Origin of the sequence: Qipengyuania sp. Mu-71, assembly GCF_036867055.1 — a bacterium.
GTDB lineage: Bacteria > Pseudomonadota > Alphaproteobacteria > Sphingomonadales > Sphingomonadaceae > Qipengyuania > Qipengyuania profunda.
Window position 1 is genome coordinate 1,677,041 of record NZ_JBAJHR010000001.1, and the last position, 26,306, is coordinate 1,703,346.

The following is a 26,306-nucleotide window of genomic DNA, read 5'->3' on the forward strand; positions in this document are numbered from 1 at the left end:
GGCCGCAAATTCAAATTTCGAAAAGGACATTTATGCCCACTCCCAAAAACGGTGACACCGTATCCATCGACTACGTCCTGCGCCGGAGCGACGGCGAAGTGGTCGGCAACACTGAAGAACAAGGCCCGCAGGACATCGAACTGGGCAGCGGCCAGATCTTCCCGCAGATCGAGCAGGCGCTGACCGCGATGGAAGTCGGCGACGAAGAAACCGTCGCGATCGAATGCGACAGCGCCTTCGGTCCGCGCCGCGACGAGCTGATCATCGAAATCCCGCGCGAGAACCTGCCGCCCGAACCCGCCCCGCAGCCCGGCATGGCGCTGCAGGCGCAGCAGCAGGACGGTTCGCCGATGACCCTCTATGTCGTCGATGTGAACGATCAGTCGATCAAGGCCGACGGCAATCACCCGCTGGCCGGTGAAGACATTACTTTCGCCATCACGCTGCGCGAGATCAAGCAGGCGGCCTGACGCAATACTGGCGGGCGGTCCGGGCCCACGGCCCCGATCGGGCACGTGGGTGGCCGCCCGCCATCGTATCGATACACGCGCGAGAGACCGAAGCGGCTTGACCGATCCCCGGCTCTAAGGCGCGATCCAGCGGTCGGCGCCGTTGCGCGCCAGTACCGCCCGGCGATGGCCGTTGTGGGCCAGCGAAAACCAGTCGATCTCCTCGGCCTGCATCAGCAGCACAGCGAAATTCTCGCGCGCAGGGACAAGCTGGACATCATCGGGCTCGTCGCGCTCGAATTCGGGCGGTAGCCCCGAGGTGGGCACATCCGAGATAGCACCCGGCTCTTCCCCCAGATAGCAACGCCGCGCGAAATTGGTGCTTTCCGCCCACGCCGCATCGACTATCTCCCCGTCGCGTTCGATCCGTGCGGTGCCGCGCAGGCGCAACTGTACCTTGGCGTCGCGGTCATAGGCCAGCACCGCCATACGCGGATCGCCTTCGATCACCGCGACCTTGGGCGAACGGGTGTCGGTGTGAAAGCGCAGCGTCCAGCGATCGGCATCGAAGGTGCGCAGGACCATCACCCGCGCATCGGCATCCGTCGTCGCCACCACCGGCGTGTGCATGGGTGAATGGCGGTTTGCCGCCGCATCGGCCAGCCTGGCGGAGATATCGGCGCGGACTTCGTCGAGTGTATCGTACATGGCCGTAGCAATGCCTGCGCACCGACCCGGTGCCAACCCCCACGAAATTCATATTTTCCTATCGAAACATGAACGAAACCCCGACAGACCGGTTCAGTTTGGGGTCAGGCCGTTGTGTTACAAACTGCGACATCGACATATGCCGCAGGTGGTGGAGCGGCGCCAAGCGTAAGAAGAGGACACGCTCCATGAATCTGACCAAGCTCCTGAAAGGAAGCGCGCTGAGCGCTCTCGCTGCGGCGATGGCGATCACCGCCCTGCCCGCAGAAGCCGAAGCGCAATCGCGCGACCGGCAGGAACGCGCCCAGCGCGACCGCGGCGACCGCAGCGAAACCCGCCAGCGACGCTCCGCTCCGCGCGCCGAGCGCCAGCAGCGCAGCGAACGCCGCGCCCAGCCCCGCGAGGCACAGCGCCCGCAACGCGTCGAGGGGGTGCAGCGCACGGAATCGCGTGGCAACAATCGCGCGGACATTGCGCAGGCCCGTGGCTCAAGCACTTCGGACCGTCGCGGAGAAGCGGCTCGCGAACGCAACAGCCGGCGCGAAATCCAGCAGCGTACCCGCAGTTCCACGGGAGATCGCAACCGCGCCAATGCCGACCGCGACCGCGCCAATACTGATCGCAATCGCGGCGAGCGCCGGAGCGAACAACGGACCGATCGACGCGAAGATGCGCGCCGCGAAGCCTATCGCGACGGTCGCCGCGACCAGCGCGAGCGCAACACCCGCGAGGAGCGCCGCAGCCGTAGCGATGCCAATCGGACCAGTTCGCGCAGCGTGCGTCACGACAATCGCCGGGCGCGTTATTACGACGGACGTCAGTGGCGGGATTACGATCGCTGGGACCAGCGCCGCTGGCGCAGCAACAATCGCTACGACTGGCAGCGCTATCGCTACAACAATCGCAGCACCTACCGGCTCGGTCGCTACTACGCGCCATATCGTAACTACAATTATCGCCGCCTGAGCATTGGCCTGCGGATCGGCAGCCTGTTCTTCGGCAGCCGCTACTGGATCAACGATCCCTGGCGGTATCGCCTGCCCGAGGTCTACGGCCCCTACCGCTGGGTGCGCTATTACGACGACGTGCTATTGGTCGATATCTACAGCGGCGAAGTGGTCGACGTGATCCACAACTTCTTCTGGTAAGTCACGCCGCCGATCGGATTTCGTGAGTAGTCCGGGCGGCAATCAGGCCCCCGCCAGGTGACTGGCGGGGGCTTTTTCGTAGCCCGCCTCAGCTCGGCACCTTGCCGAAGGGCAGCATGCGGAAAATGCCGCCGTTGCGATCGAAGAAAGTATGCTTGAGCGCGCCGAGTATGTGCAGGCCGATCAGGGCAATGAAAATCGATCCGCCCAAGGCATGGGCGTCGAAAATCTGCCCTGCCAGATCGCCATTCTCGCCGACCGGGAGCGCGGGAATGGTGAACAGTCCGAAGACGTCGATTGTGCGTCCTCCCAACGAATTGGCCAGCCACCCGCCCAGCGGAAGACCGATCAGCAGAACATAGAAAATCGTATGCACCGTGCGCGCCAGTGCAGCTTCCCAACGAGTGAGGTCAGCGGGAAGCGGCGGAACGCGGTGCGTGAACCGCCATGCCAGCCGCCCCAGGGTCAGAGCGAGGATCACCATGCCCCAGGCCTTGTGATAGCCGAAGACTTCCGCCTTGAGCGGCATCTCCAGCGATCCTGCGCGTTCGGCGATCTGCCAGTTCATGATCACCAGGATCGCGATCACCCAGTGGAACAGCATGGCTCCCTTGGAATAGCGGCGTGCGTGCATCTCGCTCATCATTCACTCCCTATGGATCAGCCATCATCCTAGCGCCCGCGACCTGCCCGGCAAGCGCCTTACTTGAAGCCCCGCGCATGCTTGCTAACAAGGGCCCCGATGACAAAGACTGCTACCGTTCCCGATCAGGATGCCCTCAAACGCGTCGGCGCCATGGTGCGCAAGCGCCTAGATGCCGACCCGCAGGCGTACAAGATTCCGACCGATCGGGCGGAAATCTACGCCATTGGCGATTTCCTCTCGCCCGATGAATGCCAGCGCCTGATGGGCATGATCGATGCCGTCGCGCGCCCGAGCGAGCTGCACGAAACCGCCTATATCGCCAAGTTCCGCACCTCCTATTCGGGCAATTTCGATCCGCACGATCCGTTCATCAAGGCGATCTCGCGGCGGATCGACGATCTGCTCGGGCTGCCGGGCAAGACGGGGGAAAACATCCAGGGCCAGCGCTATCTTCCCGGGCAGGAATTCAAGCCGCACAATGACTGGTTCTATACCGACCAGGAATATTGGCAGCTGGAACGCAAGCGCGGCGGGCAACGCTGCTGGACCGCGATGGCCTTTCTCAACGAGGTCGAGGAAGGCGGGCATACGCATTTCACCGAGATCGGCGCCTCGATCGAACCGAAACCCGGCGTGCTGATGGTGTGGAACAATGCCACGCCCGAAGGGCAACCCAATGAAGACACGCTCCATGCCGGGACCCCGGTGATCGCGGGACAGAAATACGTGCTGACCAAGTGGTTCCGCACGCGCAAACACGGGTAACCCTGCTCAGTCGAGCGCGCGCGCCGCTGCCGGTACGCGGATGGTGGCCTGGAACCCTGTGGGTTCGAAGCGCATCTCGACCCCGCCGCCAAGGCCGCGAATAACGCCTTCGATCAGCCGCGTGCCCGAACCCGTACCCTTGATCTCGGGATTGGCCGCAAGCGGGATCGCCCCCTGTCCGCGCGTCTCTTCCCATTCGATCACCAGCGTGCCTTCCGCGACCTCCCAGTCGATCGTGACCTTGCCGTCCTGATGCGCCAGCGCGCCGTATTTAAGCGCATTGGTCGCCAGTTCGTGCAGCGTCAGGCCCAGCGGAGTGACATGCTTGCGCGGCAATTCGATCAGTTCGCCGCCAAGGTCGATGCGGTCGCCGCGCGCACTGCGATAGGGCCGCATGACCGCATCGACGAGATCGCGCAGATTGCTGCGGTCGTGGTTGAGCCCCTCTGCCGCCAGCGAGACCCGGTGCGCCCCCGCGAGTGCTTCGACCCGCCGCTCGATCTTGCTCGAAAGTTCGCCCACGTCCTGCGAATTGCGCGCCGACAGCCGCACGATGGCGACCAGGACGGCAAACAGATTGTCGGTCCTGTGCCGCAATTCCTCCGCCACGCGTTCGTTCTCGACAATCGTCTCGCGCGCGGCGAGCAGTTCGGTGATGTCCCATTGCGAACCGAACAAATACGCCAGATCGCCATTCTCGTCGTAGATCGGGCCGACATGGACCGCATTCCAGAAAGACGAACCGTCCTTGCGGTAGTTGAGGATATCGACGACCGTATATTCCCCGCTCCGCACCGCTTCGGCGAGCTTTGCGACAGCCGAGGGCTTGGTGCCGCGCCCTTGAAGGAAGCGGCAATTGCGGCCGATAATCTCGTCGCGGTCATAGCCGGTCAGATCGACAAAGGCCTGGTTGCAATAGACCAGCGGGCAATCGTCCTGATGCGGATCGGCGATGGACAGCGCCATGCGTGTCTGTTCGGTCGTCTGCAAGAACAGCTGCGACGAGCCGATTTTGAGATCGGCAAGACGGCCGACCATGCGCGCTTCATGCTCGGCGCGTTCGACTGCCTTTTCGACCCCGCTGGAAGGTGGAGTCCGCCCATTGTTGCCGTCCATGGCGCGACCCATGGCGCCTCCCCCCTCTCAACTACCCATCTATCCGGCGCAGAGACTGTCGCGGTTGGACAGGGATTGCAAGTCCCTGCCCCGGCGTTCCTGCGAGGCTCGGTTGAGGTTCTTGGACCGGTCAGCCGCGCGCCAGCGCCTCGGCAATGAGCTTGCGCGTATTCGCGACCCCGTAAAGCGCGATGAAACTGCCCATGCGCGGGCCCTGGTCGCTGCCGAGCAGCGTCTGGTAGAGCGCCTTGAACCAGTCGCGCAGCGAGGCGAAGCCATAGTCTTCGCTTTTGCCGATCTCATAGACCTGTGTTTGCAGGTCCTCGGCACTGGTATCTTCGGCGGCCCCCGCAAGATAGCTGTCGAGCGCACGCAGCGCATCCGTTTCGTTGGCGGTGGGCGCGCGCTTGGACAGCGTCGGGACGATGTAGTCGCGCGTATAGGTAACCGCAGTACCGATCAGCACTTCGAGTTCGGGCGTGATCCGGCCATCGCCAATATAGCTGGCGAGGTAATCGCGCAGCGCATCTTCGCTTGCCTCGGCGCCCAGCACGCTGGCGAGGTTGAGCAGCAGGCCGTAGGTCACCGGCAGGCTTTCACCTGCGCCGGGCGCCTCCGCCGCCTCGAAGCCGCCATTCGCGCGCGCCAGGTGCCACACCGGATTGCCGAGCTGCTTGTCGAGCTCCTGCTCGGCCAGCCGCTCGCGGAACTGCCAGTAATCATCCACCGCACGCGGGATGACGCCGACGTGCAGCTGCTTGGCGCTCTTGGGATTGGGGAAGATGTAGAAGCCCAGGCTCTCTTCCGAACCATAGGTCAGCCATTCGTCGATGGTCAGCCCGTTGCCCTTCGACTTGGAGATCTTCTCGCCGTTCTCGTCGAGGAACAGCTCGTAGATCAATCCCTCGGGCTTGCGCCCGCCGAGTACCTGCACGATCTTGCCCGACTGCACACCGCTGTCGGTCAGATCCTTGCCGTACATCTCGTAATCGACGCCCAGCGCATACCAGCGCATTGCCCAGTCGACCTTCCACTGCAGCTTACTCATGCCGCCCAGCGCCGACTGTTCGACGACGTCGCCATCCTCGTCGGTGAAGCGGATCGTGCCCGCCTCGGCATCGACCACCTCGACCGGCACCTGCAGCACGCGGCCGGTCTGCGGACTGACCGGCAGCACCGGCGAATAGGTCTGGCGGCGCTCCTCGCGCAGCGTCGGCAGCATGATATCGAGGATCTGCTGGTTCTTGCGCAATACCTGCCGCAGCGCCTCGTCGAAGGCACCCGAATTGTAGCGATCGCTGGCCGAGACGAATTCGTACTGGAAGCCGAAGCGGTCGAGGAATTCGCGGAGCATCGCGTTGTTGTGCGCGGCGAAGCTGGCGTGATCGGTATCGAAGGGATTGGGCACCCGGCTCAGTGGCAGGTGGAGATTATCCTGCAACAGCTGCTGGTTGGGCACGTTGTCGGGCACCTTGCGCAGCCCGTCCATATCGTCCGAAAATGCGACCAGCCGCGTCTTGCCGTCTTCGGGCTTCGCCCCGATCATGGCCTCGAACGCGCGACGCACCAACGTAGTGCGCAGCACTTCCTGGAAGGTGCCGATATGGGGCAGCCCGCTGGGGCCGTAACCGGTTTCGAACAGGACCGGCGAGGTGATGCCGTCCTTGGCGGTCTTGACCCCATCGGGATAGCGTTTGAGCAGGCGCTGTGCCTCCTGGAACGGCCAGGCCTTGGACACGCGTGCAGCGGCGATCAGATCGGTCATGCTCATGTGAAACGCCATTGCGGGTGACCGCCGCTTTCGCAAGTGCGAAGTGCTGGACGCGTGTTGGAACGCGCGAAGACGAGTCCAGTCACATGGACCGCATGGACCACGGTCCTGGAAGAGAAAAGCCGCCGGGCCCTTTGGCAGATGCGATAGAGGTAGCGTTCAAGAACAAAGGCCTGCGGCATGCGCCGGGGAGTATCCGGAAAGCGCCGTGTAGGACAGACGTTGGCTTATATCGAACAAGGCGCGACGAACGACGCTGGGGCCCGGTATGCTGCGATGGGCACAGTCGCCAATAGGGGCGCCTACTCCTGGGAGTAGACGCCCCTACCGCTGCGACACCTATCGAGGGTCAGGAGGGGTTTAGGTCGTCGCAGGTCGCCAGCCGCGCAGTTCGGGCCAGACGTTCGCGTACTGGCTGAGATCGATGCCCGGCTTGCGATCGGTGAAACGGGTACCAATCGATTGCAGGATGAGGCGGGCGCGCTTGGCACGGGCCTTGTGCGAGGCGAAGGGGTTGGCGCGATCGGGCCGCGCGTCGATCATCCGCTGGAGCAGGCGCCCGCGCTCGGCACGGCTATGCGGCAATTCGCTTGGCAACTCGACTGCTGCGCCATTGCTGGTAGCGGTGGATGGCGACTTGCTCGCCCACGTGCTGCCGGCTTCAGCGGCATGCACCGTCACAGCAGGTTCGCGCTCCACAATCGGTGACGCACCGACACTTGGCCGTTCGATTACCGGCGCGTCGCCGGTGCGGCGCCGGCGCCGCGAGCGGAACAGCAGCAGCGCTGCCAGACCGATTCCCCCTGCGCCAAGGAGCGCGAAGAGCAGGGCCGCGCTCGAGGCGTCCCCTACGGGCTCCTCGACCGGTACGATTTCGGCCGAAGGGGCAGGCTGCACCGCGCTTGCGCCAACAGGGAGAGGAGCTTCCTCCGCTGCTACTGCGGTATCCGCGGTGGCCACGGGAGCAAGTGTCGTTTCTGCAGCGGTCGTAGGTGCTACGGCGGGTTCCCGAGCTTCCGCACGAGGTTGCGTCGGGGTAGCCTGCGTGGTCCGCGTGGTCGCGACCGGTGCGGGATCGTTCACGACCGGGGGTTCGACCACCGGTTCGGCCTGTGGCAGGTCGATCGCGATCGGAGCAGGCGCGGGCGCGGAAAATACGATCGGAGCGGGCGATGCGGCCGGCGTTGGCGCCGGCAAATCGAGCACGATCGGTGGCGCTTCCTGAGCCATGGCGGCTGGTGTATGGAGCGCGGCCATCGCGGCAATCGCGATAGGGGCGCTGGCGATCATATGGCGGGTCTTGGTCATGCCAATAGAACGGGCATGATTTCGCCACAGTTCCTGTCATCTGACGTTCAGGAAACTCCAAATAACTGATATTGCAGGTGTTCTTAAAACCGTTTCGCGGCCAAGCACCGACCGCTTGCGACGAACCGAAACGCTCTTGGCATAGCCTCGCCGCCCTCTGTTTACTTTTCGTTCCCGCCCTTACATGGTCTTTTCCGTGAGCCATTTGCTGCCCCTCCCCGCTCTTCATGCCAGCCACGCCGGCACCTGGCTGCGCGATCCGAATGGGTCGACGCGTGGGTGTTCGAAGGGCGAGGCGGTGATGGCAGCCGCCGATACGCCGCAGCTGCTGATGAATGCGCCGCTGGTGGCCAGCCGGCTCGGCTATCCCGACCTGTCGGGGCTCGACCTGCTCGAACTGTTCGCCTTCATCCATCCGGCGACCTTCTGCGTGCCCACGCCCAAGGGGCTGGCGCATGCGCTGGGGCTGGACGAACCGGCGGACGATGCGGGTGTCCCCCTGCTGCTGCAACAGGCCGCAGGCGTGCTGGTGGCGACCTGCGAGAGCGAGGACTGGTCGCAGCGCGAAGGCGCGTGGTCTTCGCTGCAATCGCTGGCGCGGCTGCGCTGGCCTTGGGTAGGCGTGCTCGCGCCCCATATCAAAAGGCCCGATCGGGCGGAGAAGTGGCTGTTCAGCCGCCTGCCCGAATGGGAGGAGACGCCCGACCGTCCGCAGCCTGCACAGGTGCTGATCGACGAACCCGAGATCGAGGCACAGCTCGAACGGCTGACCGGCGAAGGCGCCGAACGGCGCGAGGGCCAGCGCGCGTTTTCGAAGGGTGCAGGCCATGTCTTCGGCCCGCGCGACAGCCAGAAGCGCCCGCATATCCTGCTCGCGCAGGCGGGTACCGGGATTGGCAAGACGCTGGGCTATCTCGCCCCCGCTTCGCTCTGGGCAGAGCGATCGGGCGGGACGGTCTGGGTCAGCACCTATACCAAGAACCTCCAGCGCCAGCTGCGCCAGGAAAGCCGCCGCGCATGGCCCGCCAGCCGCGCCGACGGCTCGCCCCCCGTGGTGGTGCGCAAGGGGCGCGAGAACTATTTGTGCCTGCTCAATCTGGAAGACGCCTTGCAGGGCGGGTTCGCGGGACGCCCCGCGATCCTCGCGCATCTGGTCGCGCGCTGGGCGGCCTATTCGCAGGACGGCGACATGATCGGCGGCGACCTGCCCGGCTGGCTCGGCACGCTGTTCCGCAAACGCGGCATCGCGGCGTTGACCGACCAGCGCGGCGAATGCGTCTATGCCGGGTGCCCGCATTACCGGAAGTGCTTTATCGAACGCAGCGCGCGCAATGCGGCGCAGGCCGATCTCGTCATTGCCAATCATGCGCTGGTGATGGTCAATGCCGCGCGCGGACGCGATTCCGCCACGCGTCCGACGCGGATCGTGTTCGACGAAGGACACCACGTGTTCGACGCCGCCGACAGCACCTTTTCCGCCGCGCTGACCGGGCAGGAGGCGATCGAGCTGCGGCGCTGGATCATCGGCCCCGAAAAGAACAGCCGCGGGCGCCGCCGGGGCCTTTCCGCGCGTCTCGCCGATGTCGCCAGCTATGACGATGCGGGCGGCGAAGCGGTCGAGGCGGCGGTCGAGGCAGCCAATGCCCTGCCAGCCGATGGCTGGCTCGGGCGGCTGGCCGAAAGCGGCCCCATCGGGCCGATCGAGGAATTGCTCGCCGCCGTGCGCGCGACCACCTTCGCGCGCGATGAAAGCGGGCTCGAGATGGGCTATGGCATCGAGACCGAGACTGCGCAGCTGCCGGGCGAACTGGTCGAGGCGGCAGGCACTGCGGCGCAGGCGCTGGCAACCATCCGCACGCCGCTGCTCAAGCTTGCGGGACGGCTCGAAGCGATTGTCGAGGACGCGCCCGACTGGCTCGATGGGCAAGGCCGTGCGCGGATCGAAGGCGCGCGCCACTCGCTCGCCTGGCGGATCGACCTGATCGCGGCATGGGAAGCGCTGCTGTCGCGGCTCGGCGGCCCGGCCGATCCCGAATTCATCGACTGGCTGCAGGTCGACCGCAACGATTCGCGCGAATTCGATGTCGGGATATATCGCCACTGGCTCGATCCGATGAAGCCATTCGCCAAGGTCGTGCTCGAACCGGCGCACGGGGTCATGCTGACCAGCGCCACGCTGACCGACCGCGACGAAACCGGGCCCGACTGGCCGCATGCCATCACTAAGAGCGGCGCGCCGCATCTGGAACTGCTACCGAAGACCGCGGAGGCGCAAAGCCCCTTCGATTACGCGGGCCGCGCCGAAGTGCTGATCGTCACCGATATCCGCAAGGGCGATATCCCCGCGCTGGCGGGGGCCTATGCGCGGCTGATCGAGGCGAGCGATGGCGGCGTGCTGGGGCTGTTTACCGCAATCCGCCGGATGCGCGCGGTCTATGGCCGGATCGCCGACCGGCTCGCGCGCGCCGGCCTGCCGCTCTATGCGCAGCATGTCGATCCGATCGATACGGGCACGCTGACCGACATCTTCCGCGACGATCCGCGCGCCAGCCTGCTGGGCACCGATGCACTGCGCGACGGGGTCGACGTGCCCGGCCGGAGCTTGCGCTGCGTGGTGATGGAAAGCGTGCCCTGGCCGCGCCCGACGATCCTGCACCGCGCGCGCCGCGCCGCCGCTGCTGAACAGGCAGGCGGCGCCAAGCGCTATGACGACCGCATCATCCGCGCGCGGCTGGCGCAGGCCTTCGGACGGCTGATCCGCACGCGCGAGGATGCGGGCCATTTCGTCGTGCTTTCGCCCGCCTTCCCCAGCCGGCTGCTGTCCGCCTTTCCCGAAGGCACCCCCGTCACGCGGCTGACACTCGAAGAGGCTTTACAGCGCGTCACCGAGGGTGTTGTTAGCCCCGACCTTTCGACAGCGGAGACCCTGCCCCAGTGATGACGCGCGCATGAAAATCCTCGGCCTGCTGCGTCATGCCAAGTCCGACTGGGGCCAGAGCGACAAGCGCGATTTCGATCGCGGCCTGAACGATCGCGGCCGCCGCGGGGCGCGGGTGATCGGCGATCATATCCGCGCGCATGGGGTGGATTGGGACCGGCTCGTCGCCAGCCCCGCCGAACGCGTCAAACAGACGCTTGCCGCCGCGTTACCCGCGCTTGCGCCGCAATGGGACGAGCGGCTGTATCTCGCCGGGACCGACACGATCATGGACGTGATCCGCGAAGCCGGGGGCGATGGCGATGCGCTGCTGCTTTCGGGCCACAATCCGGGGCTCGGCGACATGCTGTTCGAACTGGTCGCGCCCAAGAACGAGAACGCGCTCTACGACGAGGCCAAGGTCAAATTCCCCACCGCCGCCTATGCGGTATTCGAGCTCGATATCGACGACTGGACCGACCTGGGGACGGGCTGCGGCACGCTCGCCCACTTCGCCCGCCCGCGCGATCTCGATGCGGAGCTTGGGCCGGAGTATTGAGACGGCGCGTCTGCTGTGCGGCGGTTGAGGCGCTGCCCTTCAGGGAAAGTGGTGTTTAGTCACCCTCCCAACCGAATACGTCTTCCAGACCGACATTGAACACCCTCGCAATGCGAAAGCTGGTCTCGAGGCTCGGTGAATAGCGAGCTTGCTCGATTGCCATGATCGTATGGCGAGTGACCCCGACCGCGTCGCCCAAGGCCGCCTGGCTCATCTGGCCATGGGCCTCGCGGAGTTCACGGACACGGTTGGTAATTGGAGGCGGCTTGCCCACGGGCTAGATCCTTGAGCGCAGCAGGAAAATCTGTGCACCGTATTCGGCGATCTTCGTGAGAACGAGCGAAACGAGCACGATGTGGAACAGCTGCATTCCGGCTTCCTGGACCATGAATATACCAAGGCCTGCAATCACGCCGGTGGCCAGGACATAGGACGAAAAGTTTGCTGCCTTTTGCATCACCAGCCTTTCGCGTTCGTCGACGGGGTTAGAGGCTTCGCGAGGCGACATGGCCGCAAGCACTACTTGCGCCGCGATCGAGAACAGGATGACGCCAATCACGAAGGGAAAGGCAGCGGATGAGGGGGACACGCCATCGATGACGAGCTTGAGATAGAATCCGCCAGTCAGGATAAGCGTGCAGGCCATCACCCATGCAGTGCGTTCTCGGAATGACATCGACCTCTCCCATGTAGAATATCTTCTACATAGGTAGCGCCACCCGGCTCGATGTCAAATATTTTTTACATGCCCTGCCCGAGTGCCTCGCTCGCAGCACCGTCTGCTTGTGGGTCCTCGCCGGTCAGTCCGCTCCCGGCACACTTTGCCCCTGGTCGAAGGCTTCGATACCTGCCGGCGGCAAACGTCCGCAATCACCGCAAAACCCGCGGACCCGGTCCGCCCTCGGCGGCGATGTCATCGGGGTTGTAGAGCTTGCAGGTCTTCAGGCTGAGGCAACCGCAGCCGATGCAGCCATCGAGATTGTCGCGCAGTGCCTGCAGTTGCGCGATGCGCCGGTCGAGGCTTTCGCGGATGGCTTCGCTGATCTTCCACCAGTCGAAGCTGGAGGGATTGCGTCCCTTGGGCAGGCTGCGCAGGTGATCGCCGATTTCCTCGAGCGAGAGCCCCAGCTTCTGCACGATCAGGATAAAGCTGAGCCGCCGGATATCGCTGCGCAGGAAGCGCCGCTGGTTGCCCGCGGTGCGGAAGGATTCGATCAGTCCCTTGTCCTCGTAAAAGCGGATCGCCGAGGCGGAAAGGCCGGTCCGGCGCGCCAGATCGCCGATGCTGAGGTGGTCGTTCGCATTCATCGATCAGAGTGATAGGCCATTTGAAGCTTGACCTCAAGTGAAGTTGAGGTTGCATATGCCTGTGCATCGCAAAAGGGCGGTCCGGCCGAGCCATGGCCCCCGCCCCGCAAAGGAGATGCACCATGGCTACCGGACGATTGGAACACGCGAATATCTCGGTCACCGATCCCGAACGCAGCGCCGCGCTGCTGAAGGATTTGCTCGGCTGGGAGGAGGGCTGGCGCGGCCCCTCGCAGATATACGGGCGTTCGGTCCATATCGGGGCCGAACACGATTACATCGCGCTCTACACGGGCGACCATGTCCGCGGAGAGTTCGCCAAGGGCCATCCGCTCAATCACATCGCCTTCACCGTCGACGATCTCGACGCGGCCGAGAAGGCAGTGACTGCGCATGGCCTCACCCCCTTCGGGCATGACGATTACGTTCCCGGGCGGCGGTTCTACTTCTTCGACTGGGACGGGATCGAGTTCGAGGTGGTCAGCTATGAATGAGCCCATGCCTCGCGCGCCTATGTTTGCGCAACGCGCCGCTCGCCCGCAGGTCCGTGAAAACCCGACATCGCGGCCAGCGGAACCTCCTCAAACCGGCCCAGCCAGCGGCGCGCGATCTTGGCCAGCGGCACCGGGTTGAGATAATGCCGCTTGCAGCGCCCGTCGCGCTCGGAGGCGACCAGTTCGGCCGCCTCGAGCACGGCGAGGTGCTTGGCCACCGCCTGCCGCGTCATCGGCAGGTCTTCGGCTAGGTCGGACAGCGTCAGCCCGCCCGTTTCGCTCAGCCGGTCCAGCAGGAGCCGCCGCGTGGGATCGGAAAGGGCGGTGAAAGTGTCCGTCATGTGACCATGGTTAAGAAGGCGCGGCCGAGTCGCTCAAGATTCGCCGGCCCTCGCTCGCCGACTTGTCCACCGCCGGGAGCTAGCGCGGCAGGGTGCCGGTCTGGCGCAAGGCCTCAGCCAGGGCGATCGCCGCGCTGGTCGCGACGTTGAGCGACCGCACTTCGGCGCGCATCGGCAGGCGGACCATGGCGTCGCTGGCCGTAGCCACATGCTCGGGCACGCCCGCGCTTTCCTTGCCGAACAACAGCACATCGTCGGCGCGAAAGGCGAAATCATAGGCCGACCGGGCCGCCTTGGTGGTGAACAGGATCACTCGCCGCTCACCCAGCCCCGCGCTGAATGCGTCGAAACCGGAATGGCGTGTGATCTCGACCTGATCGATGTAATCCATCGCTGCACGCCGCACGCGGCGGTCGTCCCAGGTGAAGCCCAGCGGTTCGATCAGGTCGATACCCGCGCCCATGCACGCGCCAAGACGCAGCACTGCACCGACATTCCCCGCGATCTCGGGCTCGAACATCGCGATGCGCATACCCATCAGGCATTGCCTACGACAAAGCACGCCGCGGCAACCAGCGCGCCGGTCCAGCGATTGGCACGGAAGCGGTTTAGCGGATTGGCGCCATCGGTCCCGTCGAGCGTGGCAACCTGCCATGCCAGATGCGCGGCTGCGGGGAGCAGCGCGAGCAGCGCAACCCAGTCCGCGCGATAGAGCCAGAAGGCCAGCGCCCACAGCGCGACGGCGCCCGTATAGAACAGCGCCACCCCGCCCTGCACATGCCCGCCCAGCCGCAGCGCGCTCGAGCGGATACCGACCAGTGCATCGTCTTCGCGGTCCTGCATGGCGTAAATCGTGTCGTAGCCAATCACCCACAGCGCCGCACCAGCATACATCGCCGCGAGCGCATCCCAGTGGTCGGCGCGCAATTGCGTCCAGCCGACCAGCAGCCCCCAGGTAAACACCATCCCCAGCCAGGCCTGCGGCCACCAGGTGATCCGCTTCATGAACGGATAGGCGGCGACCAGTGCGACACTGGCGAGCGCCACGCCCTGCGCAAGCGGACGCAATTGCAGCAGGACCAGCAACCCGATGGCGCACAGCACGAACAGCCAGCCCCATGCGAGCTTCTTCGATATCCGTCCGCTTGCCACGGGCCGCACCGCAGTACGCGCGACCTTCCGGTCGAGATCGGCATCGACGATGTCGTTATAGACACAGCCCGCACCGCGCATCGCAATCGCCCCCAGCAGCAGCCAGGCGAGCAGCGCCGGCTGCCAGCCCGCGCCGGTCAGCCAGACGCCCCACGCACAGGGCCAGAACAACAGCCACCAGCCGATGGGGCGGTCGAACCGCGCTAGCTGCGCCAGATCGCGCGGCATTTGCGGCAGCCGCGCGACGAGGCCGCGGTGTTCGCTATCGGGGACGACGGTTTCATTCATCGGGATGGGCCCTATCAATCTCGTCATCCCAGCGGAAGCCGGGATCGCTGCCGGCCTTCTTGCCAGAAGCGACACGATCCCGGCTTTCGCCGGGATGGCGGATGTGATTAGAGGGGCCATGCCCGCCACCCCCGCCTGGCCGCCCAAGAGCGCACCCCGTCTGTTTGTCGAACAGCCGCTTTCCGCAAGCGAACCGGTGACGATCGAGGGCAACCGGGCGCATTACCTGTCCAAGGTCATGCGCGTTTCGCCCGGCGATGCGGTGATCCTGTGCGACAATCTCACGGGCGAATGGGCCGCCGAAGTGGTCGAGGCGGGCAAGCGCCAGGTCTTGCTCCAGCCGCGCGACCACCAGCGGCCGCGCGAACCGGTGCCCGATTTCTGGCTCTGCCCCGCGCTGCTCAAGAAGGACCGCTTCGACCTCGTGCTCGAGAAGGCGACCGAGCTCGGTGTGGCGCGGATCGCGCCCGTGCTCACGCGGCGCTGCGTCGCCGACAAGCTGAATGCCGAACGCGCTGCCGCAATCGTGACCGAGGCGGCCGAGCAATGCGCGCGCACCGCGCTGCCCGAAATTGCGCCCGTGGCAAAGCTCGACGCATTGCTGCGCGACTGGCCGCAAGAGCGCGACCTGTTCTTCGCCGACGAGGAAGGCGGCGAACCTGCCGCCGATGCGTTCTGCTATGCTGATCGCCCCGCAGCACTGCTGATCGGCCCCGAAGGCGGGTTCGACGAGGCCGAGCGCGCGGCGATTCGCGCGCATCCCGCCACGGTCGCGATCAGCCTCGGTCCGCGCATCCTGCGCGGCGAAACCGCGGCCATTGCGGGCATGGCGGTATGGATGGCCGAAGCGGGGGACTGGCTCGACGCAGATTAATTTCCTTTTCACGCAAGGTTCGGTTGCCTATCGCCACGCGTCATGAGCACGCGCGAAACATCGGGGACTGAAGACCCCATTATCGAAAGCCGCGACCAGCTGGTCGCCCCGATGCAGCGCGGCGAAAAGCCGAAGGCCGACTGGCGCATCGGCACCGAGCACGAAAAACTGGTCTATTGCTGCGATGAACATCGCGCGCTGTCCTATGACGAAGAGGGCGGCATCCGCGACATCTTGCTGTCGCTGCGCGAGTTCGGCTGGGAACCGGTCGAGGAAGGCGGCAAGGTCATCGCGATGCGGGGCGACGACGGCACCGTCAGCCTCGAGCCCGCAGGCCAGCTCGAACTGTCGGGCGCGCCGCTCGAAAACCTGCACGATACCTGCGCCGAGACCGGACGCCATCTGGCGCAGGTCAAGGAAATCGGCGAGCGTCGTGGTGTCGGCTTCCTCGGCATGGGCATGTGGCCCGACAAGACGCGCGAAGAACTGCCGGTCATGCCCAAGGGCCGCTACGACATCATGATGCGGCACATGCCCAAGGTCGGGAATCTGGGCCTCGACATGATGCTGCGAACCTGCACCATCCAGGTCAATCTCGACTATTCGAGCGAGCCCGACATGGCGCAGAAGTTCCGCACCGGGCTGGCGCTGCAACCGCTGGCCACTGCGCTGTTCGCCAATTCGCCCTTCACCGAAGGGAAACCCAACGGTTACCTGTCGTATCGCAGCCATATCTGGAGCGATACCGATCCGCACCGGACCGGCATGCTGCCCTTCGTCTTCGAAGACGGCTTCGGTTACGAGCGCTACGTCGACTACATGCTCGACGTGCCGATGTATTTCGTCTTCCGCGACGGCAAGTACATCGACGCCGCGGGCCTCAGCTTCCGCGATTTCCTCGAGGGCAAGCTGTCCGTCCTGCCCGGCGAGAAGCCGACCGAAAGCGATTGGTGGGACCATCTGTCCACCGCCTTCCCCGAAGTGCGGCTCAAGAGCTTCCTCGAAATGCGCGGTGCCGATGGCGGCCCGTGGAGCCGGATTTGCGCGTTGCCCGCCTTCTGGGTCGGCCTGCTTTACGACCAGTCCGCGCTCGATGCGTCCTGGGATCTGGTCAAGCACTGGTCGATGGAAGAGCGTGAGACCCTGCGCAATGCAGTGCCCAAGCTGGCGCTCGACGCGCCGCTGCCAGGCGGCGGCAAGCTGCATGATCTGGCCAAGGAAGTACTCGCCATCGCGCGCTCGGGCCTCGCTGCCCGCGGCCGTCTCAACACCTCGGGCGACAATGAAACCGGCTTCCTCGAAACGCTCGACGAGATCGTCGCCACCGGCAAGGTCCCGGCGCAGGTCATGCTCGACCGCTACAATGGCGAATGGGGCGGCGATATCGACCGCATCTACAAATACAGCTTCTGAGAAGCGTGGGAGACAAGCGATGATCCAGATCAACGGCACCATCAAGCTGGGGCGTTCGATCGACGCCGCGACGCGCAAGGCGATGGTCGAGATGGTCCGCGCCAGCCGCGCCGAGGACGGCTGCCTCGATTACGCTTTCGCCGGCGACCTCGCCGATCCGGACACGCTGATCCTGTTCGAACGCTGGCGCGATCGCGCCGCGCTCGACGCGCATGGCAAGTCCGAACACATGGCCGAGTTCCAGACCTTCATGGCCGCCAATCCGCCCAAGGCGCGCGAGTTGCGCGTCTATGAAACCGACGAGGGCCAGCCGCTCGGCTGATTACTCGGCGGGTTCCGCCGTCATCGACGGGCGCGGCTTGATCCGGTTCCACAACCGCGTCAGCGGCGCGGTCAGCAGGCCGTGCTGCGCCATCCAGGCGTGGTAGGCGCGATATTTCGGGTCTTCGGCGAGCAGATGCGCTTCCTCGGTCTTGGCGCGCCAGAAATAGATGCCGTTCACCACCGCGAGGAAGAAGCAATTGCGGATCGCTTCGACCGGCGAGCCACTGGTCACGAGGAACGGCAGGATCGCCGCCCACCAGAACAGGTTTTTCGAGACATAGGCCGGGTGCCGGGTGAAACGGTACGGGCCATTGGTCAGCACACCGCGATAGGTGAGGTTGGAAAAGCGCAGGCCGAAAGCGAAAGTCGCCCAGGCATAGATCCCGGTCAGCACCACCAGCAGCGCGCCCCACAGCGCGATCAGCGTGTCATTGCCCGCCATCCAGTGCAGCCAGCCCGCGGTATCGTATTCGTAGTTGATTGCCCGGCCGCCGCCGAGGATGCCCCACACGATCGGCGGGTAACAGATCAGCGCCGCGACCCAGCCGCCCAGCAGCGGGTTGCCCGAGCGGATATGTGCATCGAGCGGGCGCATGGTGACGATATAGCCGACGGTGCCGATCATCACGTCGATCATGAACATCGCCTCGATGATCGTCAGCGCGATCCGTTCGGGCCGGGCAAACACCTCGGCGAAGTTCGCGGTCACGATATGGTTGAAGGCGAAGGGGGTGATCGAGAGCATGAAGGCGGTGAAGAAGGCCTTGATGATCCACGTTTTCCAGTGCTTGGCGATCTGGCCCATGTCCCAGCCCGGGCGCATCAGCAACAGCGCGCCGAAATGCCACGCGGCATCGCGCCGGTTCACCAGCGCGCGGTCGATCCACAAGACATAGGGCACCGAGAGCACCACCAGGGGCAGCGAGGCATAGGCGAGCACCTGTATCGCGAAGACATATTGCCCCTCCCAGTACCAGCGACACAGGCAGTAAAGCCCTGCGATGATCGCCCAGGTCGCCCACAATCCGACCAGCTTGACCAGCGTGACACCGTGATCGGGTTCGCGGCTGCGCACCAGCGACCAGTCGAGCCCGGTCGTTGCGCGCAGATGCACCTTGTCGACCAGGATCGACCATGCCGCCATCGGGATCGCGGCGGCGAGCAGGCCCACCAGCGCGGAATTGCGCCCGCCCAGCGTATCGAGCGGGACCGCCCAGTCGAAGGTTTCGGCAAGGGCTGGAAAGGCGCGCGCGAACGCCACCCAGGCAAAGAGCCCGGCCAGACCCACCAGCCCCACGGCCGCGGAGACATCGCTCTCTGGCCGCGCGAGGGGTGCTTGTTCCGCCGCGTTCATAACCGCACCTCGTTAGCCCGATTTGGTTAACACGGCGGTCACGCTACCACGGAAATCACCGGAAAGCGGTAATCCTGCCGCTGTCGTCGAGGATGTAGAGCGTGTTGTTGGCCACTACCGGTGCCAGCGACACCGGCTGGTCGAGATCGGTGAACAGGCTGGCCGAACCCTCGCCCGAACTGATGCGGTAGACTTCGCCTTCCGAATTCACCGCCCACAAATTGCCTCCGGCGAGCACCGGTCCCGACCAGAAGATCGGACCCTTCTTGTCCTCTTCATCGCGCCAGCGCGGCAGCTGCGTCAGCCAGCGCACCTTGCCCGTTGCGCGCGCGATGGCGAGCAGGCGGGCATCGTCGGTCAGCGTGAAGATCCATTCGCCCGCAATGGCCGGGGTCGAAATCCCCGCGAGGTTGAGTTCCCAGATCCGCTGGCCGGTGACGAGTTCGTAAGCGGCCATGCGGCCACCCTGCCCCAGCGCATAGACGCGGCCGTTGTCGATGATCGGGTCGGCATCGATATCGGTAAGCGAGCCGACCTGCGTCGAGATCGAGGTCCGCGCCAGCGCGTCGGCCCACAATGTCCGCCCGTTTTCATAGCGATGCGCGATCAGTTCGCCCGAGCTGTAGCCGGCGATGACCGTGCCCTGCGCGGCTGCCGGAGCCGCGACCCCGAACACGCCCGCCTGCGTCGACGAACCCGATTCCTGCCACCGCACCGAACCGTCGGCGGCATCGAGCGCGAAGATCTGGTTGTCCTGCGTCATGACGAAGACCGAACCGAAAGCAATCGTCGGGGCGCCGCGCAGCGGGCCCGAGGGCTTGACCTTCCACAGTACCGATCCGCTGGCGGCGGTCAGCGCGACGACGTCGCCCGCGCCATCGGTCATATAGACCATGCCATCGTCATAGCTGGCGCCGCCGCCGAAGGCCGAGGATTTGAGATCGCTCGCGAGATCCGGATTGTAGCTCCACCGCTGCGCGCCCGACTGGGCATCGAACGCCGTCAGGATGCCGTCGCTGCCGACCGCGAAGAGCATGCCCTGGCCGATGACCGGCGAGGCACCGAAGCGGCGGCGCTGGCTGGCGCCTTCGATCGAGACGGTAAAGGCCTTGGTGGGCGAACCCGACAGCGCCAGATGGCCATAGGATTTGCCTGCATTGCCCCCCGCCTGCGCCCAGGCATCGTTGACCTGCGCCGGGGGCAGGACCACCGACACGCCGGCCAGCGCCGGATCGACCTGCGCGCCGGTTTCGATACGCGAGAGGATCGGCTGGCGATCGCCGAGCGTCGGGGTGACCTTCTTGTCTCCGCCGCCGCCGAAGAGACCGCCGCTGCAGCCGCCCAGCCCGATGGCCAGTGCCGCAACGAATGCCGTACGCGATAGGTTCTTGCGCTTCATCTGTATCCTCGTTCCGTATCTCTTGGCGGGCCGCAGGGGCCTATTCGGTTGCGGCTGCGGCGGTTTCGCTCGCGGCTTCGTCACGCTGGACCCCTTGCTCCTCGAGCACCGCATCGACATCCTCGATTGCATCGACACCGAGCACACCCGCCATCTGGCGCGCACGCGAGCGGACCGATTCCGGGCTATGCTCATCCTTGGCGATCTGGGCGAACATGGCCCCGGCCTCGGCGCGCTTGCCCTGGTCGAGATAGGCATGCGCCACGAACTCGCCCGCGCTGGCGAAATAGGGTTTTCCCGGTACCGCCAGAGGCTTGAGCGTGGCGATGATATCGGCGCTCTCCATGCTGTCGTAATTGAGCGCCACATCGCGCAGGCGGGCAAGATCGCGCATCGCGGGCGCCGCGCTGTCATTCTCCGCAACGCGTTTGAAGATCGTCGAGGCTTCTTCACTATCGCCGCGCTGTTCGGCAATTCCGGCGCGCATCATTGCCGCAGCGACCGCCGCGCCGCCGCCTTCGCGGCCCGCAAGCTCTTCGAGCCGGTCGTACCCGCTGTCGATATTGCCCGACTGGATCTGGTCGAGCGCGCCCACAAGCGCTTCGGAATCGCGTTCCATCGCGGCTTCCTGGCGGCTGTCCCAATAGAGATACCCGCCGAAGGCCACGAGCCCCGCTATCAGCAGGCCGAACAGCGGCTTGCCCCAGCGATCGAGAAACTGCTCGGCATCGCTCTGCCGCACGGCTTCATCGACTTCGCGCAGCAGCGCTTCCTGCTGGGCATTTTCCTGCTTGGCGCGCTTTTCTTCGCGGGACAGTTCGTTCTTCGGTGTCAGGGCCACAGGGGCGGGCTCCATCTGGATAGATATCGGTTTGGGCGGCTCTTTAAGGCCCGGTGCGGACAAGGGCAATGGTCGCGACCGCCTGTCCCCGCTCGCGTGAACGCTGGCTGAAACGGCTTAGAGGTCAATTTTCATCGCACTCGAATAAAGGCGGCGATAGGTCGCGATCATCTTCGCCGCGTCGAATTCGGCAACCGCCTTCGCGCGGTTGGCCTCGCCCACCTCCTTGCGCAGTTCCTTCGACACGGCGAGCTGGACCAGCGCCATTCGCAGTTCTTCCTCGTCACCCGGGGGGGCGATGAACTCCGCATTGGGCTGCGACACCATCCCCGCGATATCGCCAACCGCCGGGGCGACGACCGGCAGGCCCGCGGCCATCGCTTCCACCACCGACAGCGGGAATTGTTCGGAATCGCTCGACAGCGCGAAGATGTCGAACAGGCCGACGACCCGTTCCGGTGCGGCGACCGCGCCGGGCAGATGGACCCGGTGGTTGATCTGGAGGCGGTCGGCCTCGGCAAGGATGGCATCGCGCGCCTCGCCTTCGCCCAGGATCACCAATTGCCAATTTTCGGGCAGGTCAGTGAATGCCCGGACCAGCCGCGGCAGGTTCTTGATCGTGCGGAGCCCCGCCAATGTGCCGACCCAATATTCGCCCGGCCGCTTGATCAGCCGCAGCGCGTCCTTCTTGGGGCGCATGGCGAAGGCCTTGGTATCGATCCCGTTGGGAATGCGGCGCACCCGGCCCAGCGGCTGCTGCCAATCGACCAGCGCGATCTCCTCGAGCCGTTCGGACGGCACGACCAGCCCGGCGCTCTTGCCCAGTGCAATGCGGCGATACCAGGTGCGGCTGGTCTTGAGCTTCTTCAGCTCGCTTTCGTCGAAGCCATCCTCGTGATGGATCAGCGGCGGCAGATTGTGCAGGTCCTTGAACAGCGTATGCGCCATCACCGCATCCATCGCGCCCCAATTGTAGGTGCAGACGAGATCGAAGCCGCGCATCGCCTTGGCCAGCTTCTGCAATCGCCCCGGCGTGGGCCGCCCCTTCAGGCTGGGGAAATCGGGCTGCAGGCGGACGTCGATAGTCCGGGCAATCCGTTCGGCCGCGCCCAAGCGCTCGGGTTCTGCCGAGACGATCGTATGCCGCGCCTTCTTGCCGAAGGCGTTGATCAGCTGGACCGTGCGCAATTCCTTGCCCCCGGGGGCGAAGGTCGAATGCAGGTGGAGGATATGCGGGACCGCCCCGCCGCGCGGCGTGTTCATGCGACACGCGCCAGCAAGGCGTCGATCGCGGCGCGGGCCTCGGGCTCATCGAGCGTCGGCGCATGCCCGACATGGGGGATCACCGCGCTGTCCGCCCCTGTGGCAACCTTTTGCATATCGGCAAAGCTGCGCGCGGACAGCAGCGTGGACAGTTCACCGCGCAGCAACAGCAGCGGCTTGCCCTTGAGCGCGTGGAATGCGGGCCACAGATCGACCGGCGCCGCCGCCTCGGGCGTGGCGAGGATCGGTTCGGCCAGCTTCATGTCGTAATCGAACACGATGCGTCCGCTGCTCGACAGCGTCATCGTGCGCTTGGCCATGGCGATCCACGCGTGGAGATCGAAAGCGGGGAAGGAGGTGCCATGCACTTCCTCGAGCGCGCGTGCCGCGTGCATCCAGGTAGGAAAGCTGCGGCCCTGCCCGACATAGGTCTTGATCGTATCGAGACCCGCGGTTTCGAGCACCGGCCCGACATCGTTGAGCACTGCCGCGGCGATCCGTTCGGGCTGTGCCTGCGCCAGCAGCATCGTCATCAGCCCGCCCATCGACGTCCCGATCGACACGAAGCGCGTGATGCCTTCCTGCTCCAGCAGCACCAGCAGGTCCGCGACATAGGTCGGCAGCGCATAGCTATCCGAAACCTCGGCATAATCGCTGTCGCCGCGCCCGCGCATCGACGGGACCAGCACCCGCCAGCCCTGCGCGGCGATATGCGGGGCAAGCGCTTCGAAATCGCGCGCATTACGCGTCAGGCCGTGCAGGCAAATCACCGGTGGGCGATCGCTGGCCGTGCCGTATTCGCGGCAATGCAGGGTGAGACCGTCGGCGCTCTGCCAGTGACGGTCGGTGAAGCTGGTATCCATGTCTGGCGGCGAAAACCTTAGTCGCTTGGCAATCCTGCCCTTGTATCGGGCTGTTTCGCCGCCCACTATCGCCGTATGCGCGCCGAACCGCAACCTGTCCCGAGCAAAGTCGCAGCGGACGCGAGCTATCGCGCCGATACGCCGATCGAAACCATGGCCGAATGGATCGGCGATGAGGTCGCACCGGCGGCCTTTCCCGAAACCATCCTGCGCTTCCGCAACGATCGCCATGCGGCCGGTATCGGTCTGGCGCAATTGTCGGACGCGGACTGGGTCAAGCATTTCGGGCGGTTCGAACCGCTGCCCGGCAATCTGCCCCGCCCGCTCGCGCTGCGTTATCACGGGCACCAGTTCCGCGTTTACAATCCCGAAATCGGCGATGGCCGCGGCTTCCTGTTCGCGCAGCTGCGCGACGGCGCGGATCGCCTGCTCGACCTCGGCACCAAGGGATCGGGCCCCACGCCGTGGAGCCGGAGAGGCGACGGACGGCTGACGCTCAAGGGTGCGGTGCGCGAAATCCTTGCGACCGAAATGCTCGAAGCGCTGGGGGTCTATACGTCGAAGACCTTCAGCGTGATCGAGACGGGCGAGGAACTGACCCGCGGCGACGAACCTTCGCCGACCCGCTCGGCGGTCATGACCCGGCTGAGCCATGGCCATATCCGGATCGGCACGTTCCAGCGGCTGCTGGCGCTCGAAGAGCGCGCGCATATGGCGCAATTGGTCGATTACTGCCTCGAACAGTTTCCCGGCCCGCCCCCGCCCGAGGATGCGCCGGGGCGCGACGAGCCGGCGGTGCGGCTGATGCATCTGGTGGTCGAGCGGATGGCGGATCTGGCAGCCAGCTGGATGGTCGCGGGCTTCGTCCACGGCGTGCTCAACACCGACAATATGAACATCTCGGGCGAAAGCTTCGACTACGGTCCGTGGCGTTTCCTGCCGCAATGGGATCCGGGCTTCACCGCCGCCTATTTCGACCACCAGGGGCTCTATGCCTTCGGCCGCCAGCCCGAAGCGCTGCACTGGAATTGCGGCCAGTTCGCGATTGCGCTGCGGCTGCTGACCGATGCGCCGCCGCTGATTGCCGCAATGGAACGCTTCGGCCCGCTCTACATGGAAGCGATCGGCCGGCGCTGGTGCTGGCGGTTGGGCGTTGCCAGCCGCGGGTCCGAGGCCGATGCCGCAGTGGTGGCGGCGAGCGAGAAGGCGTTGAGCGAAACCGGCGTGGCGCCCGACCGATTCTTTTTCACCCACCGCGCCGGGCGCGCCGCCGAAGGCGATCTGGCGGATGCGCTTGCAGGTTACGAACCGCTCGCCAGCGAACATTCCTATTGGGACGGACCGGGCCCGCAGTCCATGCTGATCGACGAGGTCGAGGCGATCTGGGCAGCCATTGCCGACGCCGACGATTGGCAGCCGCTGAGCGACAAGGTTGCCGCCCTGCGCGAGATGGGCGCGGCGCATGGCGCACCCCCGCTGCCCGCCGGCCATGTGTGGGACACAGCCACGACTTGAATTGACGTTGCGCGCCGGACCCCCCACTTAAGACGCACTTCGAGGCGCAAACAGGAATATCATACCGTAATGGCAACCGATCTGGTCTCAACCGAACCGGCGACCGGCAAGGAAATCTGGCGTGGCAAGTCGGGCAATGTCGATGCTACAATCGAGCGCGCGCGCAAGGCGATGCGCGACTGGGCGCGCGAGCCGCTGGCCCGCCGGATCGAATTCATGCGCCGCTTCGCCAATGAAGTGCGCAAGCATGCCGAACCCTTCGCCGAACTGATCGCGCGCGAAACCGGCAAGCCGCTGTGGGAAGCGCGGACCGAAGTCGAAGTCGTGATCGGCAAGGTCGAAATCTCGGTCACCGCCTATGCCGAACGGACCGGCCAGAAGAAGCTCAACAGCGCGCTGCAGGGCACTGCCGCGCTGCGCCACAAGCCGCATGGTGTGATGGCGGTGCTGGGGCCCTACAACTTCCCCGCGCATCTGCCGAACGGCCACATCATCCCCGCGCTGATCGCGGGCAATGTCGTGATCTTCAAGCCAAGCGAGAAGACCCCCGCAGTGGGCGAATTCCTCACCCGCTGTTTCCACGAGGCCAAGCTCCCCGAGGGCGTGATCCAGTGCATCCACGGCGGGGTCGAGGTCGGCCAGGCGCTGGTCGAACACTGGATGGTCGACGGCGTCCTGTTCACCGGTTCGGCGCGCGCAGGCATCGCAATCAACCGCAAGCTCGCCTCCGACCCGGGCAAGATCGTCGCGCTGGAAATGGGCGGCAACAACCCCATCGTCATGCTCGACACGCCCAAGATCGAGGATGCTGCGGCAACGATCGTCCAGTCGGCCTTCACTACCGCGGGCCAGCGCTGCACCGCCGCGCGGCGGCTGATCGTGGTCGATTCGGTGTTCGATCAGATCGTCCCCGCGGTGAAGGCGCTGACCGAAAAGCTGATCGTCGACGAACCCTTCGCCGATCCGCAACCCTTCATGGGCTGCGTGATCGACAACAGCACCGCCGACCTGCTGTCCGAAAGCTTCGTCGCGCTAATGAGCCGCGGCGGGTCGCCGATCATGCATATGAAGCGGCGCGACGAGAACCTGCCGTTCCTGTCACCCGCGATCCTCGACGCGACCGATATCCATGAACGGCCCGACATCGAGCTGTTCGGTCCGCTGCTGCAGGTCATCCGCGTGGCCGATTTCGACGCGGCGATCTACGAGGCGAACGCCACGCGTTATGGCCTTTCGGCCTCGCTCATCGGCGGCAAGCCGCAGGATTTCGAGATGTTCTGGAACGAGATCCGCGCCGGTATCGTCAACTGGAACCGCCCGACCAATGGCGCGTCCTCATCCGCCCCCTTCGGCGGTGTGGGCCTGTCGGGCAACCATCGTCCGGCGGCCTTCTATGCCGCGGACTATTGCGCTTATCCGGTTGCCAGCAATGAGATGGAACAGCCGCGCGCCAGTATCGGCGTGGGCATCAAGGGCAGCTAAACCGCTCC

Annotated in this window: 27 protein-coding genes; 11 read left to right on the forward strand and 16 right to left on the reverse strand. The window is 65.3% G+C overall.

Features of this window, described 5'->3' with window-relative positions; translation table 11 throughout:
- Nucleotides 1–32: 32 nt before the first annotated feature.
- The gene (locus tag V6B15_RS08250; protein ID WP_253517168.1) at nucleotides 33–470 is read left to right on the forward strand and encodes an FKBP-type peptidyl-prolyl cis-trans isomerase; all 438 of its coding nucleotides are present in this window, start codon (nucleotides 33–35) and stop codon (nucleotides 468–470) included.
- Nucleotides 471–584: 114 nt separating this feature from the next.
- Here the strand turns inward: V6B15_RS08250 and V6B15_RS08255 are convergent, their stop codons facing one another.
- Complete coding sequence (locus V6B15_RS08255; RefSeq protein WP_334200756.1) at nucleotides 585–1,157, reverse strand: pyridoxamine 5'-phosphate oxidase family protein; 573 nt, start codon at nucleotides 1,155–1,157, stop codon at nucleotides 585–587.
- A 188-nt stretch (nucleotides 1,158–1,345) separates the two neighbouring features.
- On the opposite strand from V6B15_RS08255, the gene V6B15_RS08260 reads away from it, so the two are divergent.
- On the forward strand, nucleotides 1,346–2,305 hold the full coding sequence (locus V6B15_RS08260) for an RcnB family protein (protein ID WP_334200757.1): 960 nt from the start codon (nucleotides 1,346–1,348) through the stop codon (nucleotides 2,303–2,305).
- An 88-nt stretch (nucleotides 2,306–2,393) separates the two neighbouring features.
- On the opposite strand, the gene V6B15_RS08265 is transcribed toward V6B15_RS08260, so the two are convergent.
- Nucleotides 2,394–2,948: a cytochrome b gene (locus tag V6B15_RS08265; RefSeq protein WP_334200758.1), complete on the reverse strand. Its 555-nt coding sequence runs from the start codon at nucleotides 2,946–2,948 to the stop codon at nucleotides 2,394–2,396.
- A gap of 99 nt (nucleotides 2,949–3,047) precedes the next feature.
- Between V6B15_RS08265 and V6B15_RS08270 the strand changes: the two genes are divergently transcribed.
- Nucleotides 3,048–3,716, forward strand: a complete 669-nt coding sequence (locus V6B15_RS08270; protein ID WP_334200759.1) for a prolyl hydroxylase family protein — start codon at nucleotides 3,048–3,050, stop codon at nucleotides 3,714–3,716.
- A 6-nt stretch (nucleotides 3,717–3,722) separates the two neighbouring features.
- Here V6B15_RS08270 and V6B15_RS08275 read toward each other — a convergent pair whose 3' ends face one another.
- From V6B15_RS08275 to V6B15_RS08285, 3 genes are all read right to left on the reverse strand, one after another.
- On the reverse strand, nucleotides 3,723–4,844 hold the full coding sequence (locus V6B15_RS08275) for a PAS domain-containing protein (protein WP_334200760.1): 1,122 nt from the start codon (nucleotides 4,842–4,844) through the stop codon (nucleotides 3,723–3,725).
- Between the two features lie 118 nt (nucleotides 4,845–4,962).
- Nucleotides 4,963–6,603, reverse strand: a complete 1,641-nt coding sequence (locus V6B15_RS08280; protein WP_334200761.1) for a lysine--tRNA ligase — start codon at nucleotides 6,601–6,603, stop codon at nucleotides 4,963–4,965.
- 360 nt (nucleotides 6,604–6,963) lie between these two features.
- Nucleotides 6,964–7,911, reverse strand: a complete 948-nt coding sequence (locus V6B15_RS08285; protein WP_334200762.1) for a hypothetical protein — start codon at nucleotides 7,909–7,911, stop codon at nucleotides 6,964–6,966.
- 184 nt (nucleotides 7,912–8,095) lie between these two features.
- Here V6B15_RS08285 and V6B15_RS08290 point away from each other — a divergent pair, with 184 nt between their 5' ends.
- Entirely contained in the window at nucleotides 8,096–10,849 is a 2,754-nt protein-coding gene (locus V6B15_RS08290; protein WP_334200763.1) for an ATP-dependent DNA helicase, read from the forward strand.
- A gap of 10 nt (nucleotides 10,850–10,859) precedes the next feature.
- A complete protein-coding gene (locus V6B15_RS08295) occupies nucleotides 10,860–11,387 on the forward strand; it encodes a SixA phosphatase family protein (protein WP_334200764.1) in 528 nt (175 codons plus the stop codon).
- Between the two features lie 55 nt (nucleotides 11,388–11,442).
- Here the strand turns inward: V6B15_RS08295 and V6B15_RS08300 are convergent, their stop codons facing one another.
- From V6B15_RS08300 to soxR, 3 genes are all read right to left on the reverse strand, one after another.
- On the reverse strand, nucleotides 11,443–11,661 hold the full coding sequence (locus V6B15_RS08300) for a helix-turn-helix transcriptional regulator (protein WP_334200765.1): 219 nt from the start codon (nucleotides 11,659–11,661) through the stop codon (nucleotides 11,443–11,445).
- A gap of 3 nt (nucleotides 11,662–11,664) precedes the next feature.
- Nucleotides 11,665–12,063: a hypothetical protein gene (locus V6B15_RS08305; protein WP_334200766.1), complete on the reverse strand. Its 399-nt coding sequence runs from the start codon at nucleotides 12,061–12,063 to the stop codon at nucleotides 11,665–11,667.
- A gap of 194 nt (nucleotides 12,064–12,257) precedes the next feature.
- Entirely contained in the window at nucleotides 12,258–12,695 is a 438-nt protein-coding gene (gene soxR / locus V6B15_RS08310; protein ID WP_253517200.1) for a redox-sensitive transcriptional activator SoxR, read from the reverse strand.
- A 122-nt stretch (nucleotides 12,696–12,817) separates the two neighbouring features.
- Here soxR and V6B15_RS08315 point away from each other — a divergent pair, with 122 nt between their 5' ends.
- Nucleotides 12,818–13,189, forward strand: a complete 372-nt coding sequence (locus V6B15_RS08315; protein WP_334200767.1) for a VOC family protein — start codon at nucleotides 12,818–12,820, stop codon at nucleotides 13,187–13,189.
- Between the two features lie 17 nt (nucleotides 13,190–13,206).
- On the opposite strand, the gene V6B15_RS08320 is transcribed toward V6B15_RS08315, so the two are convergent.
- The 3 genes from V6B15_RS08320 to ubiA form a co-directional block, all read right to left on the reverse strand.
- Nucleotides 13,207–13,530: an ArsR/SmtB family transcription factor gene (locus tag V6B15_RS08320; protein ID WP_320180540.1), complete on the reverse strand. Its 324-nt coding sequence runs from the start codon at nucleotides 13,528–13,530 to the stop codon at nucleotides 13,207–13,209.
- 79 nt (nucleotides 13,531–13,609) lie between these two features.
- Nucleotides 13,610–14,062, reverse strand: coding sequence for a tRNA (cytidine(34)-2'-O)-methyltransferase (locus V6B15_RS08325; RefSeq protein WP_334201344.1), 453 nt, complete (start codon nucleotides 14,060–14,062; stop codon nucleotides 13,610–13,612).
- A gap of 5 nt (nucleotides 14,063–14,067) precedes the next feature.
- Nucleotides 14,068–14,970, reverse strand: coding sequence for a 4-hydroxybenzoate octaprenyltransferase (gene ubiA / locus V6B15_RS08330; RefSeq protein WP_334200768.1), 903 nt, complete (start codon nucleotides 14,968–14,970; stop codon nucleotides 14,068–14,070).
- Between the two features lie 118 nt (nucleotides 14,971–15,088).
- On the opposite strand from ubiA, the gene V6B15_RS08335 reads away from it, so the two are divergent.
- Genes V6B15_RS08335 through V6B15_RS08345 form a run of 3 tightly spaced genes read left to right on the forward strand, consistent with a single transcriptional unit; the run spans nucleotide 15,089 to nucleotide 17,579 of the window.
- Nucleotides 15,089–15,844 (forward strand): 16S rRNA (uracil(1498)-N(3))-methyltransferase, encoded by a 756-nt coding sequence (locus V6B15_RS08335; protein ID WP_334201345.1) that lies wholly within the window; start codon nucleotides 15,089–15,091, stop codon nucleotides 15,842–15,844.
- A 42-nt stretch (nucleotides 15,845–15,886) separates the two neighbouring features.
- Nucleotides 15,887–17,257: a glutamate--cysteine ligase gene (locus tag V6B15_RS08340; RefSeq protein ID WP_334200769.1), complete on the forward strand. Its 1,371-nt coding sequence runs from the start codon at nucleotides 15,887–15,889 to the stop codon at nucleotides 17,255–17,257.
- A 19-nt stretch (nucleotides 17,258–17,276) separates the two neighbouring features.
- Nucleotides 17,277–17,579, forward strand: a complete 303-nt coding sequence (locus tag V6B15_RS08345) for a putative quinol monooxygenase (protein ID WP_334200770.1) — start codon at nucleotides 17,277–17,279, stop codon at nucleotides 17,577–17,579.
- Here V6B15_RS08345 and V6B15_RS08350 read toward each other — a convergent pair whose 3' ends face one another.
- The 5 genes from V6B15_RS08350 to V6B15_RS08370 form a co-directional block, all read right to left on the reverse strand.
- Entirely contained in the window at nucleotides 17,580–18,935 is a 1,356-nt protein-coding gene (locus V6B15_RS08350; protein ID WP_334200771.1) for a methyltransferase family protein, read from the reverse strand.
- Nucleotides 18,936–18,990: 55 nt separating this feature from the next.
- Nucleotides 18,991–20,334 carry an outer membrane protein assembly factor BamB family protein gene (locus V6B15_RS08355; protein ID WP_334200772.1) on the reverse strand — a complete coding sequence of 448 codons (1,344 nt, stop codon included), beginning with the start codon at nucleotides 20,332–20,334 and terminating at the stop codon, nucleotides 18,991–18,993.
- A gap of 40 nt (nucleotides 20,335–20,374) precedes the next feature.
- Nucleotides 20,375–21,175, reverse strand: coding sequence for a tetratricopeptide repeat protein (locus V6B15_RS08360; RefSeq protein ID WP_334200773.1), 801 nt, complete (start codon nucleotides 21,173–21,175; stop codon nucleotides 20,375–20,377).
- A gap of 117 nt (nucleotides 21,176–21,292) precedes the next feature.
- The gene (locus V6B15_RS08365; RefSeq protein ID WP_334200774.1) at nucleotides 21,293–22,438 is read right to left on the reverse strand and encodes a glycosyltransferase family 4 protein; all 1,146 of its coding nucleotides are present in this window, start codon (nucleotides 22,436–22,438) and stop codon (nucleotides 21,293–21,295) included.
- Nucleotides 22,435–23,301, reverse strand: a complete 867-nt coding sequence (locus V6B15_RS08370) for an alpha/beta fold hydrolase (protein WP_334200775.1) — start codon at nucleotides 23,299–23,301, stop codon at nucleotides 22,435–22,437. The genes V6B15_RS08365 and V6B15_RS08370 overlap by 4 nt, the downstream gene beginning before the upstream one ends.
- Nucleotides 23,302–23,376: 75 nt before the next feature.
- On the opposite strand from V6B15_RS08370, the gene V6B15_RS08375 reads away from it, so the two are divergent.
- Nucleotides 23,377–24,816: a protein adenylyltransferase SelO family protein gene (locus V6B15_RS08375; protein ID WP_334200776.1), complete on the forward strand. Its 1,440-nt coding sequence runs from the start codon at nucleotides 23,377–23,379 to the stop codon at nucleotides 24,814–24,816.
- A complete protein-coding gene (gene astD, locus V6B15_RS08380; protein WP_442969021.1) occupies nucleotides 24,817–26,298 on the forward strand; it encodes a succinylglutamate-semialdehyde dehydrogenase in 1,482 nt (493 codons plus the stop codon).
- The last annotated feature ends 8 nt before the right edge of the window (nucleotides 26,299–26,306 follow it).

Bases quoted from the DNA above. Each gene is read 5' to 3' on its own strand.
- V6B15_RS08250 (WP_253517168.1), top strand. From the start codon at position 33: ATGCCCACTCCCAAAAACGGTGACACCGTATCCATCGACTACGTCCTG.
- V6B15_RS08255 (WP_334200756.1), bottom strand. From the start codon at position 1,157: ATGTACGATACACTCGACGAAGTCCGCGCCGATATCTCCGCCAGGCTG.
- V6B15_RS08260 (WP_334200757.1), top strand. From the start codon at position 1,346: ATGAATCTGACCAAGCTCCTGAAAGGAAGCGCGCTGAGCGCTCTCGCT.
- V6B15_RS08265 (WP_334200758.1), bottom strand. From the start codon at position 2,948: ATGAGCGAGATGCACGCACGCCGCTATTCCAAGGGAGCCATGCTGTTC.
- V6B15_RS08270 (WP_334200759.1), top strand. From the start codon at position 3,048: ATGACAAAGACTGCTACCGTTCCCGATCAGGATGCCCTCAAACGCGTC.
- V6B15_RS08275 (WP_334200760.1), bottom strand. From the start codon at position 4,844: ATGGGTCGCGCCATGGACGGCAACAATGGGCGGACTCCACCTTCCAGC.
- V6B15_RS08280 (WP_334200761.1), bottom strand. From the start codon at position 6,603: ATGAGCATGACCGATCTGATCGCCGCTGCACGCGTGTCCAAGGCCTGG.
- V6B15_RS08285 (WP_334200762.1), bottom strand. From the start codon at position 7,911: ATGACCAAGACCCGCCATATGATCGCCAGCGCCCCTATCGCGATTGCC.
- V6B15_RS08290 (WP_334200763.1), top strand. From the start codon at position 8,096: ATGGTCTTTTCCGTGAGCCATTTGCTGCCCCTCCCCGCTCTTCATGCC.
- V6B15_RS08295 (WP_334200764.1), top strand. From the start codon at position 10,860: ATGAAAATCCTCGGCCTGCTGCGTCATGCCAAGTCCGACTGGGGCCAG.
- V6B15_RS08305 (WP_334200766.1), bottom strand. From the start codon at position 12,063: ATGTCATTCCGAGAACGCACTGCATGGGTGATGGCCTGCACGCTTATC.
- soxR (WP_253517200.1), bottom strand. From the start codon at position 12,695: ATGAATGCGAACGACCACCTCAGCATCGGCGATCTGGCGCGCCGGACC.
- V6B15_RS08315 (WP_334200767.1), top strand. From the start codon at position 12,818: ATGGCTACCGGACGATTGGAACACGCGAATATCTCGGTCACCGATCCC.
- V6B15_RS08320 (WP_320180540.1), bottom strand. From the start codon at position 13,530: ATGACGGACACTTTCACCGCCCTTTCCGATCCCACGCGGCGGCTCCTG.
- V6B15_RS08325 (WP_334201344.1), bottom strand. From the start codon at position 14,062: ATGCGCATCGCGATGTTCGAGCCCGAGATCGCGGGGAATGTCGGTGCA.
- ubiA (WP_334200768.1), bottom strand. From the start codon at position 14,970: ATGAATGAAACCGTCGTCCCCGATAGCGAACACCGCGGCCTCGTCGCG.
- V6B15_RS08335 (WP_334201345.1), top strand. From the start codon at position 15,089: ATGCCCGCCACCCCCGCCTGGCCGCCCAAGAGCGCACCCCGTCTGTTT.
- V6B15_RS08340 (WP_334200769.1), top strand. From the start codon at position 15,887: ATGAGCACGCGCGAAACATCGGGGACTGAAGACCCCATTATCGAAAGC.
- V6B15_RS08345 (WP_334200770.1), top strand. From the start codon at position 17,277: ATGATCCAGATCAACGGCACCATCAAGCTGGGGCGTTCGATCGACGCC.
- V6B15_RS08350 (WP_334200771.1), bottom strand. From the start codon at position 18,935: ATGAACGCGGCGGAACAAGCACCCCTCGCGCGGCCAGAGAGCGATGTC.
- V6B15_RS08355 (WP_334200772.1), bottom strand. From the start codon at position 20,334: ATGAAGCGCAAGAACCTATCGCGTACGGCATTCGTTGCGGCACTGGCC.
- V6B15_RS08365 (WP_334200774.1), bottom strand. From the start codon at position 22,438: ATGAACACGCCGCGCGGCGGGGCGGTCCCGCATATCCTCCACCTGCAT.
- V6B15_RS08370 (WP_334200775.1), bottom strand. From the start codon at position 23,301: ATGGATACCAGCTTCACCGACCGTCACTGGCAGAGCGCCGACGGTCTC.
- V6B15_RS08375 (WP_334200776.1), top strand. From the start codon at position 23,377: ATGCGCGCCGAACCGCAACCTGTCCCGAGCAAAGTCGCAGCGGACGCG.